The sequence below is a fragment of the Flavobacterium sp. KACC 22758 genome (assembly GCF_028736135.1).
Lineage (GTDB): Bacteria > Bacteroidota > Bacteroidia > Flavobacteriales > Flavobacteriaceae > Flavobacterium > Flavobacterium johnsoniae.
The window spans coordinates 2,341,875-2,358,445 of sequence record NZ_CP117878.1; the positions used below are offsets into that span (position 1 = coordinate 2,341,875).

General features: G+C 33.1%; 11 protein-coding genes and 1 pseudogene. 6 read left to right on the top strand and 6 right to left on the bottom strand.

What is annotated here, in order from left to right; genetic code table 11:
* Positions 1-115: 115 nt before the first annotated feature.
* Together mprF and PQ462_RS10090 are read left to right on the top strand one after the other, a co-directional pair.
* Positions 116-2,743, top strand: coding sequence for a bifunctional lysylphosphatidylglycerol flippase/synthetase MprF (gene mprF, locus PQ462_RS10085; protein WP_274253353.1), 2,628 nt, complete (start codon positions 116-118; stop codon positions 2,741-2,743).
* Between the two features lie 48 nt (positions 2,744-2,791).
* A complete protein-coding gene (locus PQ462_RS10090) occupies positions 2,792-4,222 on the top strand; it encodes an AcvB/VirJ family lysyl-phosphatidylglycerol hydrolase (protein ID WP_274253354.1) in 1,431 nt (476 codons plus the stop codon).
* 17 nt (positions 4,223-4,239) lie between these two features.
* On the opposite strand, the gene PQ462_RS10095 is transcribed toward PQ462_RS10090, so the two are convergent.
* From PQ462_RS10095 to PQ462_RS10105, 3 genes and pseudogenes are all read right to left on the bottom strand, one after another.
* Positions 4,240-4,695, bottom strand: coding sequence for a VOC family protein (locus PQ462_RS10095; protein ID WP_274253355.1), 456 nt, complete (start codon positions 4,693-4,695; stop codon positions 4,240-4,242).
* Positions 4,696-4,878: 183 nt separating this feature from the next.
* Positions 4,879-6,284 (bottom strand): annotated as a pseudogene (locus PQ462_RS10100) (alkaline phosphatase).
* 155 nt (positions 6,285-6,439) lie between these two features.
* Complete coding sequence (locus PQ462_RS10105) at positions 6,440-7,228, bottom strand: polysaccharide lyase (RefSeq protein WP_274253356.1); 789 nt, start codon at positions 7,226-7,228, stop codon at positions 6,440-6,442.
* 388 nt (positions 7,229-7,616) lie between these two features.
* Between PQ462_RS10105 and PQ462_RS10110 the strand changes: the two genes are divergently transcribed.
* A complete protein-coding gene (locus tag PQ462_RS10110) occupies positions 7,617-10,892 on the top strand; it encodes an AsmA family protein (RefSeq protein ID WP_274253357.1) in 3,276 nt (1,091 codons plus the stop codon).
* 318 nt (positions 10,893-11,210) lie between these two features.
* Positions 11,211-12,503: a DUF3108 domain-containing protein gene (locus tag PQ462_RS10115; RefSeq protein WP_274253358.1), complete on the top strand. Its 1,293-nt coding sequence runs from the start codon at positions 11,211-11,213 to the stop codon at positions 12,501-12,503.
* A gap of 149 nt (positions 12,504-12,652) precedes the next feature.
* Here the strand turns inward: PQ462_RS10115 and PQ462_RS10120 are convergent, their stop codons facing one another.
* Positions 12,653-13,315, bottom strand: a complete 663-nt coding sequence (locus PQ462_RS10120) for a hypothetical protein (protein WP_274253718.1) — start codon at positions 13,313-13,315, stop codon at positions 12,653-12,655.
* Between the two features lie 77 nt (positions 13,316-13,392).
* On the opposite strand from PQ462_RS10120, the gene PQ462_RS10125 reads away from it, so the two are divergent.
* Positions 13,393-14,091, top strand: a complete 699-nt coding sequence (locus tag PQ462_RS10125) for a DUF1826 domain-containing protein (RefSeq protein WP_274253359.1) — start codon at positions 13,393-13,395, stop codon at positions 14,089-14,091.
* A 68-nt stretch (positions 14,092-14,159) separates the two neighbouring features.
* The gene (locus PQ462_RS10130) at positions 14,160-14,684 is read left to right on the top strand and encodes a GNAT family N-acetyltransferase (RefSeq protein ID WP_274253360.1); all 525 of its coding nucleotides are present in this window, start codon (positions 14,160-14,162) and stop codon (positions 14,682-14,684) included.
* Between the two features lie 58 nt (positions 14,685-14,742).
* Here the strand turns inward: PQ462_RS10130 and PQ462_RS10135 are convergent, their stop codons facing one another.
* A complete protein-coding gene (locus PQ462_RS10135; RefSeq protein WP_274253361.1) occupies positions 14,743-15,117 on the bottom strand; it encodes a VOC family protein in 375 nt (124 codons plus the stop codon).
* Positions 15,118-15,340: 223 nt separating this feature from the next.
* Positions 15,341-16,564 (bottom strand): hypothetical protein, encoded by a 1,224-nt coding sequence (locus tag PQ462_RS10140; RefSeq protein ID WP_274253362.1) that lies wholly within the window; start codon positions 16,562-16,564, stop codon positions 15,341-15,343.
* Positions 16,565-16,571 lie beyond the last annotated feature (7 nt).

Genomic DNA, 16,571 nt, shown 5'->3' on the forward strand with positions numbered 1-16,571 from the left:
GGCTCTTTGTAAAAGCTCTTGATATTTTGTAAAAAGAAGAAACCGATGCAATAATTATCGTACATTTATATACCTTAAGATTTGATTTTCATTCGCTTATTTTATTAGTATTTATATGAAGGTACAAGCCATTTCGAATCGGTTTCTTGTTTTTTTTAAAGAGAGAAAAGGCATTTCTTTTCTTCGCGAAAATGATAAAATTATCAGACAGTTTATTTTTACTATTTTTTTTATCGGAATTGGAATTTGGTTTATCAAACACGAAAATTCAGAATTAAAAGAAGTAAAAAATGTAATTGCAAATGCCGGCAGTTTCTGGGTTTTGTGCGGTGTTATACTTGCCGCTGTTTATATACTGCTTCAGGCATTCATGTATTATGCATCGTTTAAGGCTGTACAAAGTAAAATTTCTTTTAAAGATGCTGTGATTTTGTTTCTGAAACGAAATTTTATAAGTGTTTTTCTTCCGGCAGGAGGAATTTCTTCCTTAGCTTTTTTTACCAAACCCATCGAAAAGAAAGGTGTTAAACCCACTCAAATTCATTTTGCGTCAATTATATACGGTTTCGTTGGAATTCTGTCTGTAATAATAGTGGCAATTCCCGCTTTGCTGTATTCACTTTTTGAAGGAACCACCGGATCAGGAGAATGGTACGCATTTGGGGCCGTTGCAGGATTAAGTCTTATTCTGTATTTTATTTATGATTCTGTTTTAAAGAAAGGATCCATCTACAGATTTATCATTAAGTTTTTTCCATCTGCAGAAGTATTTATGGAGGACTTAAGAAACAACAGAATTATAAAAAATAAATTTCTGCAGGTTGTTTTTTATTCGGTGCTGATTGAGTTTGTGGGAATAGCGCATTTGTATGTAGCTATGATTGCGCTGGGATTTACTCCGTCTTTAACCGCAGCGATAATGGGCTATATTATTTCTGTTATTTTCCTGATTGTTTCGCCTTTTCTCCGCGGCTTGGGCGCTATAGAAATATCGATGAGTTTTATCTTAATACAATTTGGTTTTACAAACGTTAATGCTATAGCCATTACTTTTTTATATCGTTTTTTTGAATTTTGGATTCCGCTTATTGCCGGGGCATCGCTTTTTATATTCAGTGCCAATAAGCTGTTAATGCGTATAGTACCGTCATTTCTTCTTTTTGCTTTAGGATTAATTAATATCATTTCGGTTTTAACACCCGCAATCTCAGAACGTCTGCATGTTTTAGAAAATATAATACCAATTTCGGCCATCAAAGTATCCAATTATTTTGTAATAACCGCCGGATTATTCATGCTTGTTAATGCTGCTTTTCTGCTCAAAGGATTACGAACTGCCTGGTGGTCTGCTATTTTACTGACAAGTATTTCTGTTGTGGGAAATATAACGAAAGCAATCGATTATGAAGAGGCTTTAATTGCGCTTATGGTTTTGGTTAGTTTAATCGTAACAAGAAAAGAATATTACATAAAAAGCAATGCACATTTACAGAGCATAGGTTTAAAAACGGTTTTGATAAGTATTGCAGCTGTTTTAATCTACAGTATTTTAGGATTTTATTTTCTGGATAGAAAACACTTTAATATTGATTTTGACTGGCTTCAATCTATAAAATACGGGCTGCAAAATTACTTTTTAATGGGAAGCTCGGATTTAGTTCCCTTAGATCGTTTCGCCGCACGTTTTTTACTTTCTATAAACATCTGCGGGTTTTTATCTTTAGGGTTTTTGGTTTATGCTTTAGTTCGTCCGTATACAATTAAAAAAGAAGCGGTTGAAGATGACTTCATGACCGCAAATTCTATTTTAGAACAATACGGAGCTTCTGCTTTAGATTATTTTAAAACCTACGATGACAAAACTATTTTTATTACTCAAAACCGAAAAGCATTTTTAGCTTATCGTACAGCCGATAATTTTGCTGTAGTATTAGAAAATCCGGTTGCAGAATCTGCTGCTGAAATGAAGGAATGTATTATAGAATTTGATAAATACTGTTATAATAACGGATTAAGAAGTATTTATTATCGTGTTCCCGAAGAAAATCTGGATGTGTTTACTTCTCTGCAAAAGAAAAGTTTGTTTATAGGGCAGGAGGGTGTTGTTGACTTAGCAGCATTTACTTTAGAAGGAAGCGCCAAAAAAACACTGCGTAACGCCATAAACAAAGTGAAAGAAAAAGGGTTTAAAACCACCGTTTATACTGCACCAATAAAAGACGGACTGCTGCAAAAAATAAAAGCGGTGAGTGATGAATGGCTTAAAAGTACCGAAAGAAGTGAGCTCGTTTTTTCGCAAGGCAGATTTGAATGGGAAGAATTAAAAAACCAGACCATTATTACGGTTGAAAATCCCGAAGAAAAAATTGTCGCTTTTCTAAACGTAATTCCGGATTATGTCAAAAACGAAGGAACATACGACTTAATTCGTAAAACCGATGACGCACCAAACGGAATCATCGATTTTATTTTGATAGAGTTATTTACGTATTTAAAATCTCAGGAATGTACCGCTGTAAATTTAGGATTAGCAGCTATGAGCGGCATTGAAGAAGCAAATACTTTTCCCGAAAAATCAATGAAGTTTGCTTATGAACGAATTAAATATTTCTCGCATTACAAAGGATTAAGAGATTACAAAGAAAAATTCTCTCCCGTATGGTATAATAAATATTTGGTGTATTCGCATGATTATGATTTACTGCAGGCTCCTTTGGTTTTAAACAAAGTAGTCAAACCATAATTTTTTAAATAACAGCATTTAATTGTTCAATACTTAAAACCAAGTAAGATGAATAAAAAGATAATATTAATCTTGTCGATTTTTATTTGCAGCACGGCTGTTTTTGCTTCTGTGCAAGACACTATTCGTGTGGGAGCATTTGGAAAAGTAACTCTTTATAAACCTAAAACTGCTCCAAATGCTGTTGTTTTGTTTATTTCCGGTGATGGAGGATGGAACAGCGGCGTTGTCGAAATGGCTAAAAACATAGTCGATCAGGGTGCTTTGGTTGCAGGTATTGATATTCAGCATTATTTTAAAGCTATTAAAAAAGAAAAAACCAAATGCTATTATCCGGCAGGAGATTTTGAAGAATTGAGTCTTATTTTGCAAAAGAAATTAAAGCTGAAACAATATTTTAAACCAGTTTTAATTGGGTATTCTTCCGGAGCAACTCTTGTGTACGGCATGCTGGCACAAGCTCCAGCCAATACGTTCAGCGGTGCGGTGGGTTTAGGATTTTGTCCTGACATAGAAACTGACCGAACTTTATGCGATGGTTCCGGATTGACTTCTCATGTTTTAAAAGAAGGAAAAGCGTATTATCTTGATAAAACAGAAAAACTAACTGCACCTTTTATCGTTTTGCAGGGCGCAACAGATCAGGTTTGCAATTATGCAGATACTAAAAAATATATGGACGGGCTGAAAGAAGGAAAATTAATTAGACTTTCAAAAGTAGGACATGGTTTTTCTGTTACCAAAAACTGGCTGCCGCAGTTTATTGAGGCTTACAAAGAAATCCTAAATACACCTAATTACACTAGACAAAAAGCAGAACAAAATCCTGTATTGAAAGAGCAGAACCTGGCGCCGCTTCCGTTTGAAATGCCTTTAATTTTAATTCCTGCAAAAAATAAAGATGAAAATCTGCCTATTGCTTTTTTAATTTCAGGCGACGGCGGATGGACAAGTTTTGACCAGTCAGTTGGTGAAGCCTTGGCAGAAAAAGGGATTTCTGTAATAGGACTCGACGCTCAGAAATATTTTTGGAATGCCAAAACGCCTTTAGAAACTTCTGCAGCAATTTCTAAAGCTGTAGAACATTATTTACAGCAATGGAATAAAAAGACGTTTATACTTGCCGGTTATTCGTTTGGAGCTTCTGTTGTTCCATTTGCAGCAGCTAATTTCCCTGAACCTTTAAAAGAAAAATTAAAAGGGGTGTATTCCTTATCGCCAGATGTAAAAGCCGATTTTGAAATTCATATTGCCGATATGCTGAGTCTGGGAAGTTCAAAAGATAACTATGATGTGATTTCTGAAATTAAAAAAATTAAAGCCTATAATCCTGTTTGTTTTTTTGGAACCGAAGAAGATCCTGAAACCCGTAAGCGTTTTGCAGAATCGGATATAAAAACGATACAAATACCAGGCTCACATCACTATAATAATGATTATGCCAAAGTTGCTGAAAGCATTATAAAAGAAATGAAGTAAAAATAAAATACTGTTTTTTACTGAAAAGCCTCGTGCATAAATTCTTTTAAACCTTGTTCTTCCAGTATTTCAATTGAAAATTCTCCAAAACGTTTTGGAAGCCAGATAATGCGTATGCCGCTTGGAGAATTTAGATTTTCTCTTAAAATGAGATTTCCATTTTCATCTTCAGGCTGAACACCATTTGCAGTTAATTCGTCAAAAGCTTTTTCAATATCAGGAGTAGAGTAGCAGTGTCTATAAATCGTGCCTTCTCCTTTTGTATCCAGCAGGTTTTTAAGATTTCCGGAAAAAGGCTGTACCAGCATAAAATGCTCCGTATTCATTTTTACAACAGCATACACAACATGCAGATCATATCTCATCCATGTAAATGTCTTTGAAATTTGGGCGTTCAAAGTTTTTTGGTAATAATCACAAGCGGTTTGAAGGTCTTTAACCAAGATATCGATGTGGCTGAATTTAAGTTCCATTATCTGCTGTTTAGTATAGATTCAATGACATTATAAATTGTCATTTTAGTTAGAAATAAAAGCTAAAATACAATTTTGGATAAGGTTATTAAACAAAAAAAGATCTTTCGTGTTTTTCATAAAATAAACAAACAGCCGTAAAATTTATCCGGCTGCTTGTTTTTATATCTCGAAATTAATCTTTTATAATTTATCCTGCATTGCGGCTTCGAGCATTAAATAATGCATATCAGTATTTTTTACGAAAGGTTTTAAAAGTTCACTTCCGGGACCAAAAGCAGCTAACTCTACATAATCACCAGAATGATCCATGCTGATCCATCCAATGTTATTATGCTTTTTTTGTATTTCTGAGTAAGCTTTAAAAGGTAGTTTTTTGTAGTTGTACAATCCGTCTTCCATTTTTCCAAACCAGAATAAAAATCAAGTAAATGTTGTGCTTCCTGATCGCTTAGACTTATTTTGTTGGTTTGGTAAATCCAGTCTTTTATCTGTTGTAAATTAAAATTACTGTGAATAGCATTCAAAATGTATTCATTAGTGTATTTATAATCGGCAATGCTGTTAAACTTTTTTGTAGCATCTGTGCCATAAATAAGTCCCGGATTGGCATTACCGTGGTCTGTAGTTATAATAACAAGCGTTTCTGTATCTTTTTCAGCAAAATCGACGGCTGTTTTTACAGCTTCATCAAATGCCAGCTGATCGTGTATTAGTGCTGCAATATCATTTGCATGTGCTGCCCAGTCTACTTTTCCGCCTTCTATAAGTAAAACAAAACCGTCTTTGTGATCTTTCATTTGGTCAATTGCAGCTTTGCTCATTTCGGCTAGCGTTGGTGTATGCTGTAATTCTGGAATATTGATTCTGTCAATAGAATAGGGCAATGCGCCTGTAGAAAATACTCCAAGAGTTTTTGCGCCTTTTTTTAAATTTCCCAGTTCAGTTTTATCTTTTAGTATTTGATATCCTTTTTCCTGATAGATTTTATAAATATCTTTTTTATCAGATCTTTTATCGGGATTGAAAAATTCGTCTCCGCCGCCCATCAGTACATCTAATCCTAAACCAGCATACATTTCGGCAATTTCATTTTCAGCATTTCTGCTGTCAGAGTTTACGCAGAATCCCGCCGGAGTTGCATGTGTAATAGTTACTGTGGTAACACAGCCGGCTTTTTTTCCGGCATTTTTGAATTTCTGCCAGATTGGAAGGTATTTTTCGCCATTTGGTCCAACATTTAAAACACCATTTCGAACACGATATCCGCCTCCAAAAGAAGAACTTGCCGCAGCAGAATCAGTTACTGCCGAGCTTGCAGAAGCTGTATCCATTAAAGCTCTGGAAACTTTATTTTCTGCATAAAGATTCATCCAGTTTCCATTTTTATTTAAAATATTCTGCGAATATAAGTTCGCCATTTGCAGAGTTCCAGTGCTCATTCCGTCACTGATTAGAAATATAATATTTTTGGCTTTTTTATTTTTCTTTGAAATGGATTCCAAATCATTTGAAAAGATAACCGTTGGGCTCATAACCGCCAATCCGCTTAATAAAGTTGAGCCTTTAAGAAATCTGCGTCTGTTCATTTTGCTTCATTTAAATTTTCAGCAATTTAGTTTTTAATTTGGAATTAATGAAACATAGTTGCGTTAATTAATTGTCATTTTTTTATTAGATGATTTTATAATAAAAATGCCCGTTCCTTTAAGAAACGGGCATTTAGAATTAAATATATTATAATTTACAAAGCGTCCCAAGATGCGCTAGGATAGTAAATAGAACTTGTTACAGGAGCTTTCCAGTATTCCTGACTGCCGCCTCTAAAAGTATGAAGACTTACAGCATTAACATTTCGCTTAGCATCGTTAGTCACCCAACGGATTTTTTCATTTAAGATTTCAGTACCATTTACATAATACTTAACATATCCGTCTGTATTTGATCCCGTATTTAACTTAACAGATATCTGACAATTGTATGTAACTCCTTCCTGAATGTAGTATTTTTTTCCAAAATCGTTACCGTATTGTCCCGGCTGGTCTTTGTAATAAACATAAGGCTGTAGATAAGCTCCGCTTCCTTTCGCGCTGTTTGATCCATTAGGGCAGTACCACATAAATCTGGCACTTCCGCCATTACCATCCCATCCCGGATCGCCGCCCGTATTCTGGTCACCAATTAATATACCGTAACCGCATTTTCCGCCTCGGCTCCAATAAAATCCATTATTAAATTTCATTGTAAACCAAACCGTGTAAACGCCTGTTGACCAAACACCGTACGATGTACACAAACCGCCAGGACACGATAATGTGTTGGTTTGCAAAGTAATGGTTCTGGCTCCCGTACTGCCTTTTGCCGTAGAAGCGTTTTCAGATACGTTGTTTACAATTGGAGCTTCATCCTTTACAGCTTCAGCAATTTCTTTGTTAAGAGCTTGTGACGCATCTGGATCTTGTTCCTTTTCACAGGAATTAAACACTAAAGCCGTAATAAACAGAATACTTGCTAATTTGAAAATTCTTTTCATTGTTTTAATTTTAAAGGTTAGTAAATAATTAATAGTTAATAAATTGTGGTTATTATCGTGTTGAAAAAGAGAGCGTTTTCTAATTTTCAAAAATTATATTATGGATATTTAACCGCAGACAGCTATGTTATTTTTGTACGTTTTTTTTGCGATTAATTTGATAATGTAAAATTGATTAATAATAATTTACATAAGGAGTAATAAAGTCCGTTTTTACGTACATAAAAATCCAATCCCTGCATTTAAACGATTTTTTTAGACTGCATAACGAGCTTTATTCAGCTGGTAGTAATTGAGAATTGTTATATTTGAGTTAATATTATAGCCAATATTTATCCTTTATTATTAAATCTCTATTTTTAAATTTTTAACAGATACGCCACAAATAATGATTAAGAAGTTTTTAAAAAAAGCTGCAATTGTTTTTGCAGCCCTATTTTTACTTTTAATATTAGTCCTGACAATTGTTCCCTATATTTTTAAAGATAAAATAACAGATAAAATAGAAAGTATCGCTAATGAAAACCTGAATGCAGAAGTGCGTTTTGATGAAATTGGACTTTCTGTTTTTAAACATTTTCCGGCATTAATTGTATATGCCAAAAATGTCAACATAGTGAACAAAAAAGTTCAATTTACTTCTTCAAATATTGTAAAGGCCGAAACAGCAGCTGTTGGAGTTAATTTTTACAGTTTATTAAAAGGTAAAATTATTTTGGATGCTGTTTATTTAGATGATGCAGATTTAAACCTGGAAATAGATCCTAAAGGAAATGCAAATTTTAATATTATAAAACCCTCTAAATCTTCTGATACCACCCAAACCGAATTTAAGATTAAAAAGGTCGTGGTAAACAAAACCACTATATCTTACAATGATAAAAGTGCGTTTTTAAAATTTAAAGTTCAGGATCTTAACTATAAAGGAACAGGAGATTTAAGTGCAGATATTTTTGATCTTAATTCGAATGTAAAAATAAAAACATTCGATTTTAGCTTAAATGGAGTTGATTATGTACGCAGCAAACCAATAAATGCTGAAATTGTCACGTATATAGATGCAAAGGCGCTTAAGTTTAAGTTTGAGAGAAATGTTATTCGCATTAAAAATTTTCCGTTCTCGTTTAATGGTCATTTTGCCTTTATAAAAGGCGGGTATGACTTTGATTTACGCATGCAGTCTAAAAATTCTACATTAGAAGAAATGCTGTCACTTGTGCCTCCGGCTTACGACCAATGGCGTGAACAAATGACAATTACCGGTAATATTGATTTTAGGATTTTTGCACGCGGTAAATACATGCAGGATCAATCAGAAAAACCAGTTGTTTCGGCAGATTTGCAAATTAATAACGGTACCATTGCGTATAAAAAAATTAAAGAACCGCTAAAAGATATTAATATTTCGGCGAAAGCGCAGGTTAGAGATTTAGACATTAATAAATTAAAATTTGATTTAGACAACCTGTCTTTTAATCTGGATAAAAAGAAAACAACAGCCAGTTTTCATTCAGAAGGTTTTAAAAAGCTAAAAATTAAAACTGCCATAAAAGCAGATCTAGACGCCGCTAAATTTAAAGAAGCCTTAAATCTCAACAAAAATGATATTCGCGGTGATATTGCTCTTGATTTAAAAGCCGATGGAATATTTTTGCGCGATTTAGGTTTCAGCCAGCGCTTAAATAAAATAGACACAATCATTAAAAGTATTCCTAAATTTCAGCTAAACGTAAGCTTAAAAAATGGGTATTTAAAAAATATCAAAAAAATAGATGCTGTAAAAAACGTAAGTCTAAATCTAAGTTTAACGGCTAAAGACAGTATTTTACGAAATATTACGGGTAAAATAACCAATTTGAATGTAGAAGCCCTTGATAATTTTGTCCGCGGACGTTTTGAACTTCATAAATTGTATCCATTTACCGTAGATACAGAATTAGAATCAAAAATTGATTTAGCTGCGATACATAAATTTTATCCTTTAGACAGTCTGGAAGTAAAAGGTGATTTAAATTTAAAAGTAAGCATGCACGGAATTTTAAATCGTAAGCAGAAAAAATATCCATCATCAAAAACAATAGTAAATATTAAAAACGGATATTTAAGATCGCTTAAGTTTCCTAATATTCCTATTGAAAATATAAATGTAAGTGCTGCTTTAACCAGTAATAAAGGCACAGGAGAAGACTTAAATGTAAAATTACAGCCAGCTGAATTTGTTCTGGCAGGATCACCTTTTAAAGTGCAGGGAGAAGTTAATAATCTTTATGATTTAGTTTATAATATCAAAACTCAGGGAACTTTAGATGTTGGTAAATTAACTCAGATATTTCCAATTAAGGATGTTACTGTTTCCGGAATAATTCAGACCAATCTTATCGCGAAAGGTTCTAAAAAAGATTTAGATGCCAAAAATTACGATAATATCAAAAATGGCGGAAAGCTTGAAGCTAAAAACGTAGTAATCAAGAGCGATATGTTTCCGGAAACGTTTCAAATTTCTAAAGGAACATTTAAGTTTTTTAAAGATAAAATGCGATTTGAAGATTTTAATGCCACATACGGTAAATCTGATATTGTATTAAACGGTTACATTCATAATGTTTTGAGATACCTTTTTAATCGAAAGTATTTGCGCCAATCTAATGAAAAGCTTAAGGCCGATATTGAACTTTCTAGTAATCATATTAATGCAAATGAGTTTTTTGACATGATTGCTAAATATACAGACCAAAAAGCAGAGGAGGAAGCATTGCAGAAAACAGATTCTGCGTCTGTAAATACAGCTGTCAAAACTAATAACGGTGCTAAAAATAAAAATTACGTTATAAGAATTCCAAGTACTGCCGATTTGAAAATTACGGCAAAAGTCAATAATCTTCAATTTGATACTTATAAGATTAATGATTTTAATGGAATCCTAACGGTTAATGACCGAAAAGTTCAGGTCAATCAGGCCGCTTTTAATATGGCGGGAACCAAAATAGAGATGACTGGTGATTATAAAGCCCAGCATCGCCTTTTAGCTAAATACAATGCAAATTTTAAAGCCAGCAATTTTGATATTCAGCGTGCTTACGCAGAAATTCCAATTTTTGCTGAATTAGTCAGTATGGCTAAAGATGCTTATGGTCTGGTATCTGTTGATTATCAGCTTGGCGGAAGTATTGACCAAAATATGAATATTGATTTTAAATCTATTGACGGTGAAGGAACACTGACTCTTGAAGATATTAAATTTAAAAACTTTAAGCTTTTAAATCATGTAGCCAAAAAAGCGGATGCCGCCGACTTAGAAAAGGCTTCATTTAATAAAATTGCAATACATTCTGTCATAAAAAATAATGTAATGACCATAACGCCTACAACTATGAAAATGGCTGGTTTTAGAGGAAAACTGGAAGGTCAGGTTACGATGGATGGTAAAATTAATGTTGGTTTCAGGTTAGGTTTACCGCCAATGGGTCTTATCAATATTCCGATGAAAATTACGGGTACAGCAGACGATTTCGAAATTTCTACTGGAAAATTTAAAGAAGACACAACTTTTTCTGAAGAAAGTGAACTTAAAAATTTAAAGCCTGAAGAACGTCGACGATCGAGAGAAAGAGATTCTTTAGGCCATTCTTCTTCAAATTCAAGAAAAAGAGATACAATTAAATAATCTTTTCTGAATAACTTTCAGGTATTAATTGATTACTATTTAATGAGTTTTTCGATTCTAAAAAGCTGTTTTTTGATAGCAAAGTACCATGATATCAGGTATTGTTTTTTGTGTTTTGCGTCAGTAAATTTGCGACTAACCAAATAAATTCTAAAGGAAGTTAACATTTCAGACAGCTATTCTGGTAATGAAATCGTTTTTAAAGCTTTTTCATGTATTAGTTGTTAATCTTCCTTATGAAGACATAATCAACTCATAAAGACAAAGTATTCCAAAATGATAAAAACCAATTTGTTTCCCAATTACTGTATTTTAAACATGAAATTATATACACTTGTGCTCACACTGATTGTGCTGCCATTTACTGCATTCAGCCAAAAAGAAATAGCTCCCGGCAATAAGGATATTAATACCAAGTATATTAAACCAGAAAAGTCACTCTATACCGTATATTATGTTAAAGGTACAGAATGGAAAAATATGGGCGCATTGACTTATGATATTGTTGCTGCTAATAACCAATTGACTTTAGACAATACTTTTACTCCAAAAGACAATGGAAAACCTACAACACGTATAAGTACTGCAGATGCTCAAACGCTTAAAGCCATCAGCTATACTGACGAAACGAAGAACGCAAAACTAAATCTTAATTTTGGTGAAACTATTACAGGTAATTTCTATTCGAAGAAAACCAAAAAAGATAAAAAACTAAAACTTAATCCTAAGGTAGAATATTTTGATTTTAACTGGACTGATCACTTAATAGGAACATTACCACTAGATGTAGGATATAAAGCTCGTTTTCCACAGTTTTATTATAATGATGAGTCAAACGTGCTTGTTGAATATTATACTATTAAAGAGGTAAAAAGTTATGTTTACAATTCTCCAAGAACCGGTAAACATGAAACATGGATTGTATCCGTTTTAGAAGAAAGCACCGGTGCTTTTTACAATTATATCATTGACAAAAAAGACCGTCGCCTGTGGCAGCGTGAAATGTCTATGGCTAACGGAATGTGGGAAATTACAGTTAACGAAGAGTTAGACTATCAGCCTATTAAAAACAAATTTAATAAAGAAGATGCTGCACGTCAGATTAGCAATGGTAATAGTGTAATTATTGGTACAGCCTATGCACGATCAGACTCAGGTAAAAGATTGGGCGGTTTAGTTAATACTGCCAAAAAACAGTATGCTCCAAGAGGTACAGAGATTACACTTTTTCCAAGTTCTGCTTATTATGAAGAGTGGCTGGAAGTGAACAAAAAAATTCGTAAGCAGAAAAAAATGCCGGAAGTTCCTTTAAACAGCGATTTTGGATACTCTATTAAAAAAGCTAAAGTTTATGACGATGAAGGACATTTTGAGTTTGCAGATCTTATGCCGGGTACTTACGTTGTTATGGTAAGCTTCGATTTTTCTAATTCTTATAATTATTCATACGTATCTGGTTATACTAATTATTATAATTATTTTGGCTATCAGGGTTCTACAACAAATTACGGAACAGCAAGGCAATCTTATACTGATAAAGCCAATATTGAAAAGCGTGTAACGATTGATAAAGACGGAGAAAAAAAGGAAGTGAATTTAAAAGAAATATAATAAAAAGCGAAGCCGTGTCATTATAAAATTTGACACGGCTTTCCTTTTATCGATAAATTTTTTTATATCAAAATGATTAAAAAAGTAGAATAAATATTTCAATTTCTGCTTTACAATTTGACAAACATGATATTTTAAGTTCTTTTGTTTTAGTCTTCCTGTTCAAACTTTGACATATACATATACCAGTTCCATTCCCAGGATTTTCCATTGTCTGCAGAAAATGCCTGGCTCCATACCGGATTATTTTTGTCTCTTGCATCCCAGCGAAAAATTACCAGAATATTTTTTCCATTAAAGGTGTCTTTCGTAACAAAATGCCCTACATTATTTTCAAAAGAACCTAATACTGGAGGATCTAATTTTCCTTCATTAGAATCTGCCCAATAAATGCTCCATAATCTGCTTTTCGGATTAAACAATCTTACTGTCATTCCTTCAAATGGCTGTCCGTCAAAAGTGGCAAGAAAATTATCAATATTGCCAATTCCATTTAGAACTTTGTACATTTCCTGTGTCGATTCAAATTCTGTCCATTCTGTACAATTAGACAATCTGGAATTGAGTTTTTTATTACGGAGTTTCCATTTTCCTTCAAAAAAATCAAAATCATTTTTAGACGAAGTGGGAGAGGCGGTAATTATTAATTCTCCATCTGCATCAAAATTGATTTTTGGGATTTCTAAATTTTCAGTCTGCATCATTTTAGTTCTTTGATTATTAGTTAATTGGTTTAAAAGTAATAATTTATGCTGAATCGCTGCTAATTTGCTGTATTGAAATATGGAATGAAGACGGCATAAGGAATACACCAAAAATTAAGCTGTTAAGAATGCGTCAGCTGATTATGATTCTATATTTTTGCACATAAATTAACTAATCTATTACTATGAGTGATACATTTTCTTCCAGTAGTCAAATAGGAATCGTTTCTACTTTCTCTGAACTTGTACATGCAGATTTCAAGGGAGAAATAAATGCATTATGCTGGTACAGAAATTTGGATGGCGATTTTAATGAGATTGTAACCAAACTGCGTTTAAAAGAAAATATTACAGAAGTTTTTCCAAAAGATTTACTTGCGCTCCAGTTATCAGAAAAAGGCAGTACAGCTCGAGAAATAATCTTAAATGATTTGCAGTTATTAACTGATTTTGGAGCTTCGCCTTCTCTTAATTTATTGAAATGTTATGAGCGTGATGATGAATTTGATTTTATCTCTACTGATGTATATTCATTTCATGTTGATCGTTCACCTATTACAACAGATACTTTTTTATGCACCTATCACGGAGCGGCAAGTGATATTATTTCTAATTCTCAGGCAGAACAAAAAATTTTAATTCCAGAAATCAGGGCAAAGCTAAAAGAACTTCATGATGGACCTGAAGAAGAATTTGAAGAGTTTTTAAAAGAGAATTATTTTGATTTGCATTATCAGGTAAATACCAATGCAGAACCTATTAATTTAGGATTGATGCATCTGTGGCGTCTGGCTGTAGATCATCCCAAACAACAAGTACTGCCTTGTATTCACAGGGCGCCAGTTGAAAATGATGGCGAATATCGATTGTTGTTGATTTGTTAAATGAAATTGTTGATTTTCGTGATTCAGTAAATACTTTTGTGCAATTTTAGGAATTAAAATTATACGTTATGACTTTTAATTTACAACCCATTTTAGAAAATGATCTTTGTGTTCTATATCCTTTAGAGGAAAAGGATTTTGATGCTCTATATGAAGCGGCTTTCGATCCGAAAATTTGGGAACAGCACCCTAATAAAGACCGATGGAAAAAAGAGGTTTTTGAAAAGTTTTTTGAAGGTGCCATAAAAAGCCGGGGCGCTTTTAAAATTATAGACAAACAAACCGAAAAAGTTATTGGAAGCACACGGTTTTATGATTACAGTGAGACAGACGATAGTATTTTTATTGGATATACTTTTTATGCTGTATCCTGCTGGGGAAAAGGCTTTAATCAAAGTGTAAAAAATACAATGCTGGATTATGTTTTTGATTATGTTTCAAAAGTAAAATTTCACATTGGCTCAGAAAATATTAGATCACAAATAGCAATTTCAAGATTGAATGCCGAGAAGATTGATGAAGAAGTAGTGGCTTACTTTGGCGAAAGCCCAAAATTGAATTTTGTATATCAGATTGAAAAAAAGCGAACCTAAGAAACAAAAGACTTTAAAGTTTTTTAAATTTGTTTATGTTTTATTTTTGAATGTTAGTTTACAATGGATAGCCAATTTCCCAAATATGCCCAAACGGATCTTTTAGCTTTCCAATTCTCCAGTCTTCTTCAGTTGCTATGGGGCAAATTACTGTTGCACCAAATTTTACTGCATTTTCAAATATCTTATCTGCATTTTTAGTTTCCAGAATTATCCTAATGAGCGTATTATGTGTCTGATTTATAATTTGACTTCCATCACATGCTTCTTCATCGCTAAGATAAAATTCAGAATCCTCAATTTGTATTACTGAAGATATTTTGTTGTTTTCCAGTTCAAATCTTTGTGATTCGACAGCTCCAAAAGCTTCAATGTAAAATTCAACCGCTTTTATTCCGTTATTAACTGTGAGGAAAGGTTTGATGTTTGCCATTTTTTCTATTATTTAATTAGAGTAAATGATTCTTTATAGATGATGATGAGATAAAATTAAACAATTGTAATTTAGTAATTTAAATCAAAAATCATTCATTTAAGCTTAAAAAAAAAGAATCTGTCCTTTTCTGGGCAGATTCTTTTTTTAACGAATAATCTGTGTTTAAATTTTATAATTGAAACACCATTTATATTCTAAAAAAAAAATTAAAGAAGAATGCTTATCTTAATTTTCCAACAAAGATTAAACTACCGCCCAGAGCTTCAGAAATTGCTTCAAATTCAGCAGCTCCTTTTTGTTTTAAAAGTCTGTATTTGAAATTATTACTGTCAGTAGGAATGTTTCCATAATACTCAACACCATCAATTGTTCCTACTGAGTATACTGTTCCGTATTGTTCAAAAGAAGTAAAAGGTTCTACTTTTAGAGTTTTTAAATCTACAAGTGCATATTTAGTTGTAGCATTGTACCATTCTGCAGGTTTAGCCGGAGGCGTAAATGTGTTATCTAAATATTGAGCAAGTGCTTTATCTCCGTTAACATAAGGCACTACATTTACTGAATGTGCATTTATAGCAGCTCTTAGATCTACAAAGAAGTTAGGATCAAATGTTCCGTCAGGATTTACCTTTAATAATCCACCTGTTGGCGGGTTGCCAGTTACAGTACTGTAATCTAAAGAAAGAGCTGTTTCACGAGAAGATCTGTAATACAAAGTTCCGTCATTACCTTTAGCAAAAGTAAAATATCCCATTGACATACGTGTATCCTTAACATAAGTAACCACTTTTGATGCAATATCAAAAACTGCAATTTGTGCATATTGTGGAAACTTATTATAATCTGTTGGTGTTGCGCCCACAGGTAAAATAATTTTTTTTGCAGAAGTAACATAACTGCTGTAAGTAGATGTTTTAACAGCAGCATCATTACTTAATGGTAATGGAGTAACTGCTATAGTTTCAGTTATTGTCATACTTGTTGGGTTGAACTTGATAATTTTTCCATCATTTAAGGCGAAAAAATAAGCTTCTGTTTCAGAGACGAAAGCAGGAGGGCCAAAAGTACCGCTTACACCTGTTCCTGCAAGACTTAAAGCATCTGAAGCCGAAATTTTCATGTCGTTGCTTACATTGTATCTTGTTAAGGTTGAAGCAGTACCATTCCATACATACGGATGTTCGCCATACGAATAAATTGTAGCACCAGGACCAATCTCTGTCATTGTTTTATAATCAAGAGTTGAAGGGAATTTGTCATAAGCTCCTAAATAAAAAACTCTTCCTGAAGGAGTATTTACACGAACTGCAGCAATAACTGCAGGATTATTACCCTGACCTTCGTCATCTGTCTTGTTATCATCTGAGCTGCACGATGTTAATGCAAATAAAGAACACATTATGGCTAATGCAGCATTTTTTATAAAAAATCGATTTGTTTTCATATTGATT

What these genes read in the sequence shown, in the direction of transcription:
- PQ462_RS10135 (WP_274253361.1), bottom strand. Translation starts at nt 15,117, where the DNA reads ATGGCAAACATCAAACCTTTCCTCACAGTTAATAACGGAATAAAAGCG.
- PQ462_RS10130 (WP_274253360.1), top strand. Translation starts at nt 14,160, where the DNA reads ATGACTTTTAATTTACAACCCATTTTAGAAAATGATCTTTGTGTTCTA.
- mprF (WP_274253353.1), top strand. Translation starts at nt 116, where the DNA reads ATGAAGGTACAAGCCATTTCGAATCGGTTTCTTGTTTTTTTTAAAGAG.
- PQ462_RS10090 (WP_274253354.1), top strand. Translation starts at nt 2,792, where the DNA reads ATGAATAAAAAGATAATATTAATCTTGTCGATTTTTATTTGCAGCACG.
- PQ462_RS10110 (WP_274253357.1), top strand. Translation starts at nt 7,617, where the DNA reads ATGATTAAGAAGTTTTTAAAAAAAGCTGCAATTGTTTTTGCAGCCCTA.
- PQ462_RS10115 (WP_274253358.1), top strand. Translation starts at nt 11,211, where the DNA reads ATGAAATTATATACACTTGTGCTCACACTGATTGTGCTGCCATTTACT.
- PQ462_RS10095 (WP_274253355.1), bottom strand. Translation starts at nt 4,695, where the DNA reads ATGGAACTTAAATTCAGCCACATCGATATCTTGGTTAAAGACCTTCAA.
- PQ462_RS10105 (WP_274253356.1), bottom strand. Translation starts at nt 7,228, where the DNA reads ATGAAAAGAATTTTCAAATTAGCAAGTATTCTGTTTATTACGGCTTTA.
- PQ462_RS10140 (WP_274253362.1), bottom strand. Translation starts at nt 16,564, where the DNA reads ATGAAAACAAATCGATTTTTTATAAAAAATGCTGCATTAGCCATAATG.
- PQ462_RS10125 (WP_274253359.1), top strand. Translation starts at nt 13,393, where the DNA reads ATGAGTGATACATTTTCTTCCAGTAGTCAAATAGGAATCGTTTCTACT.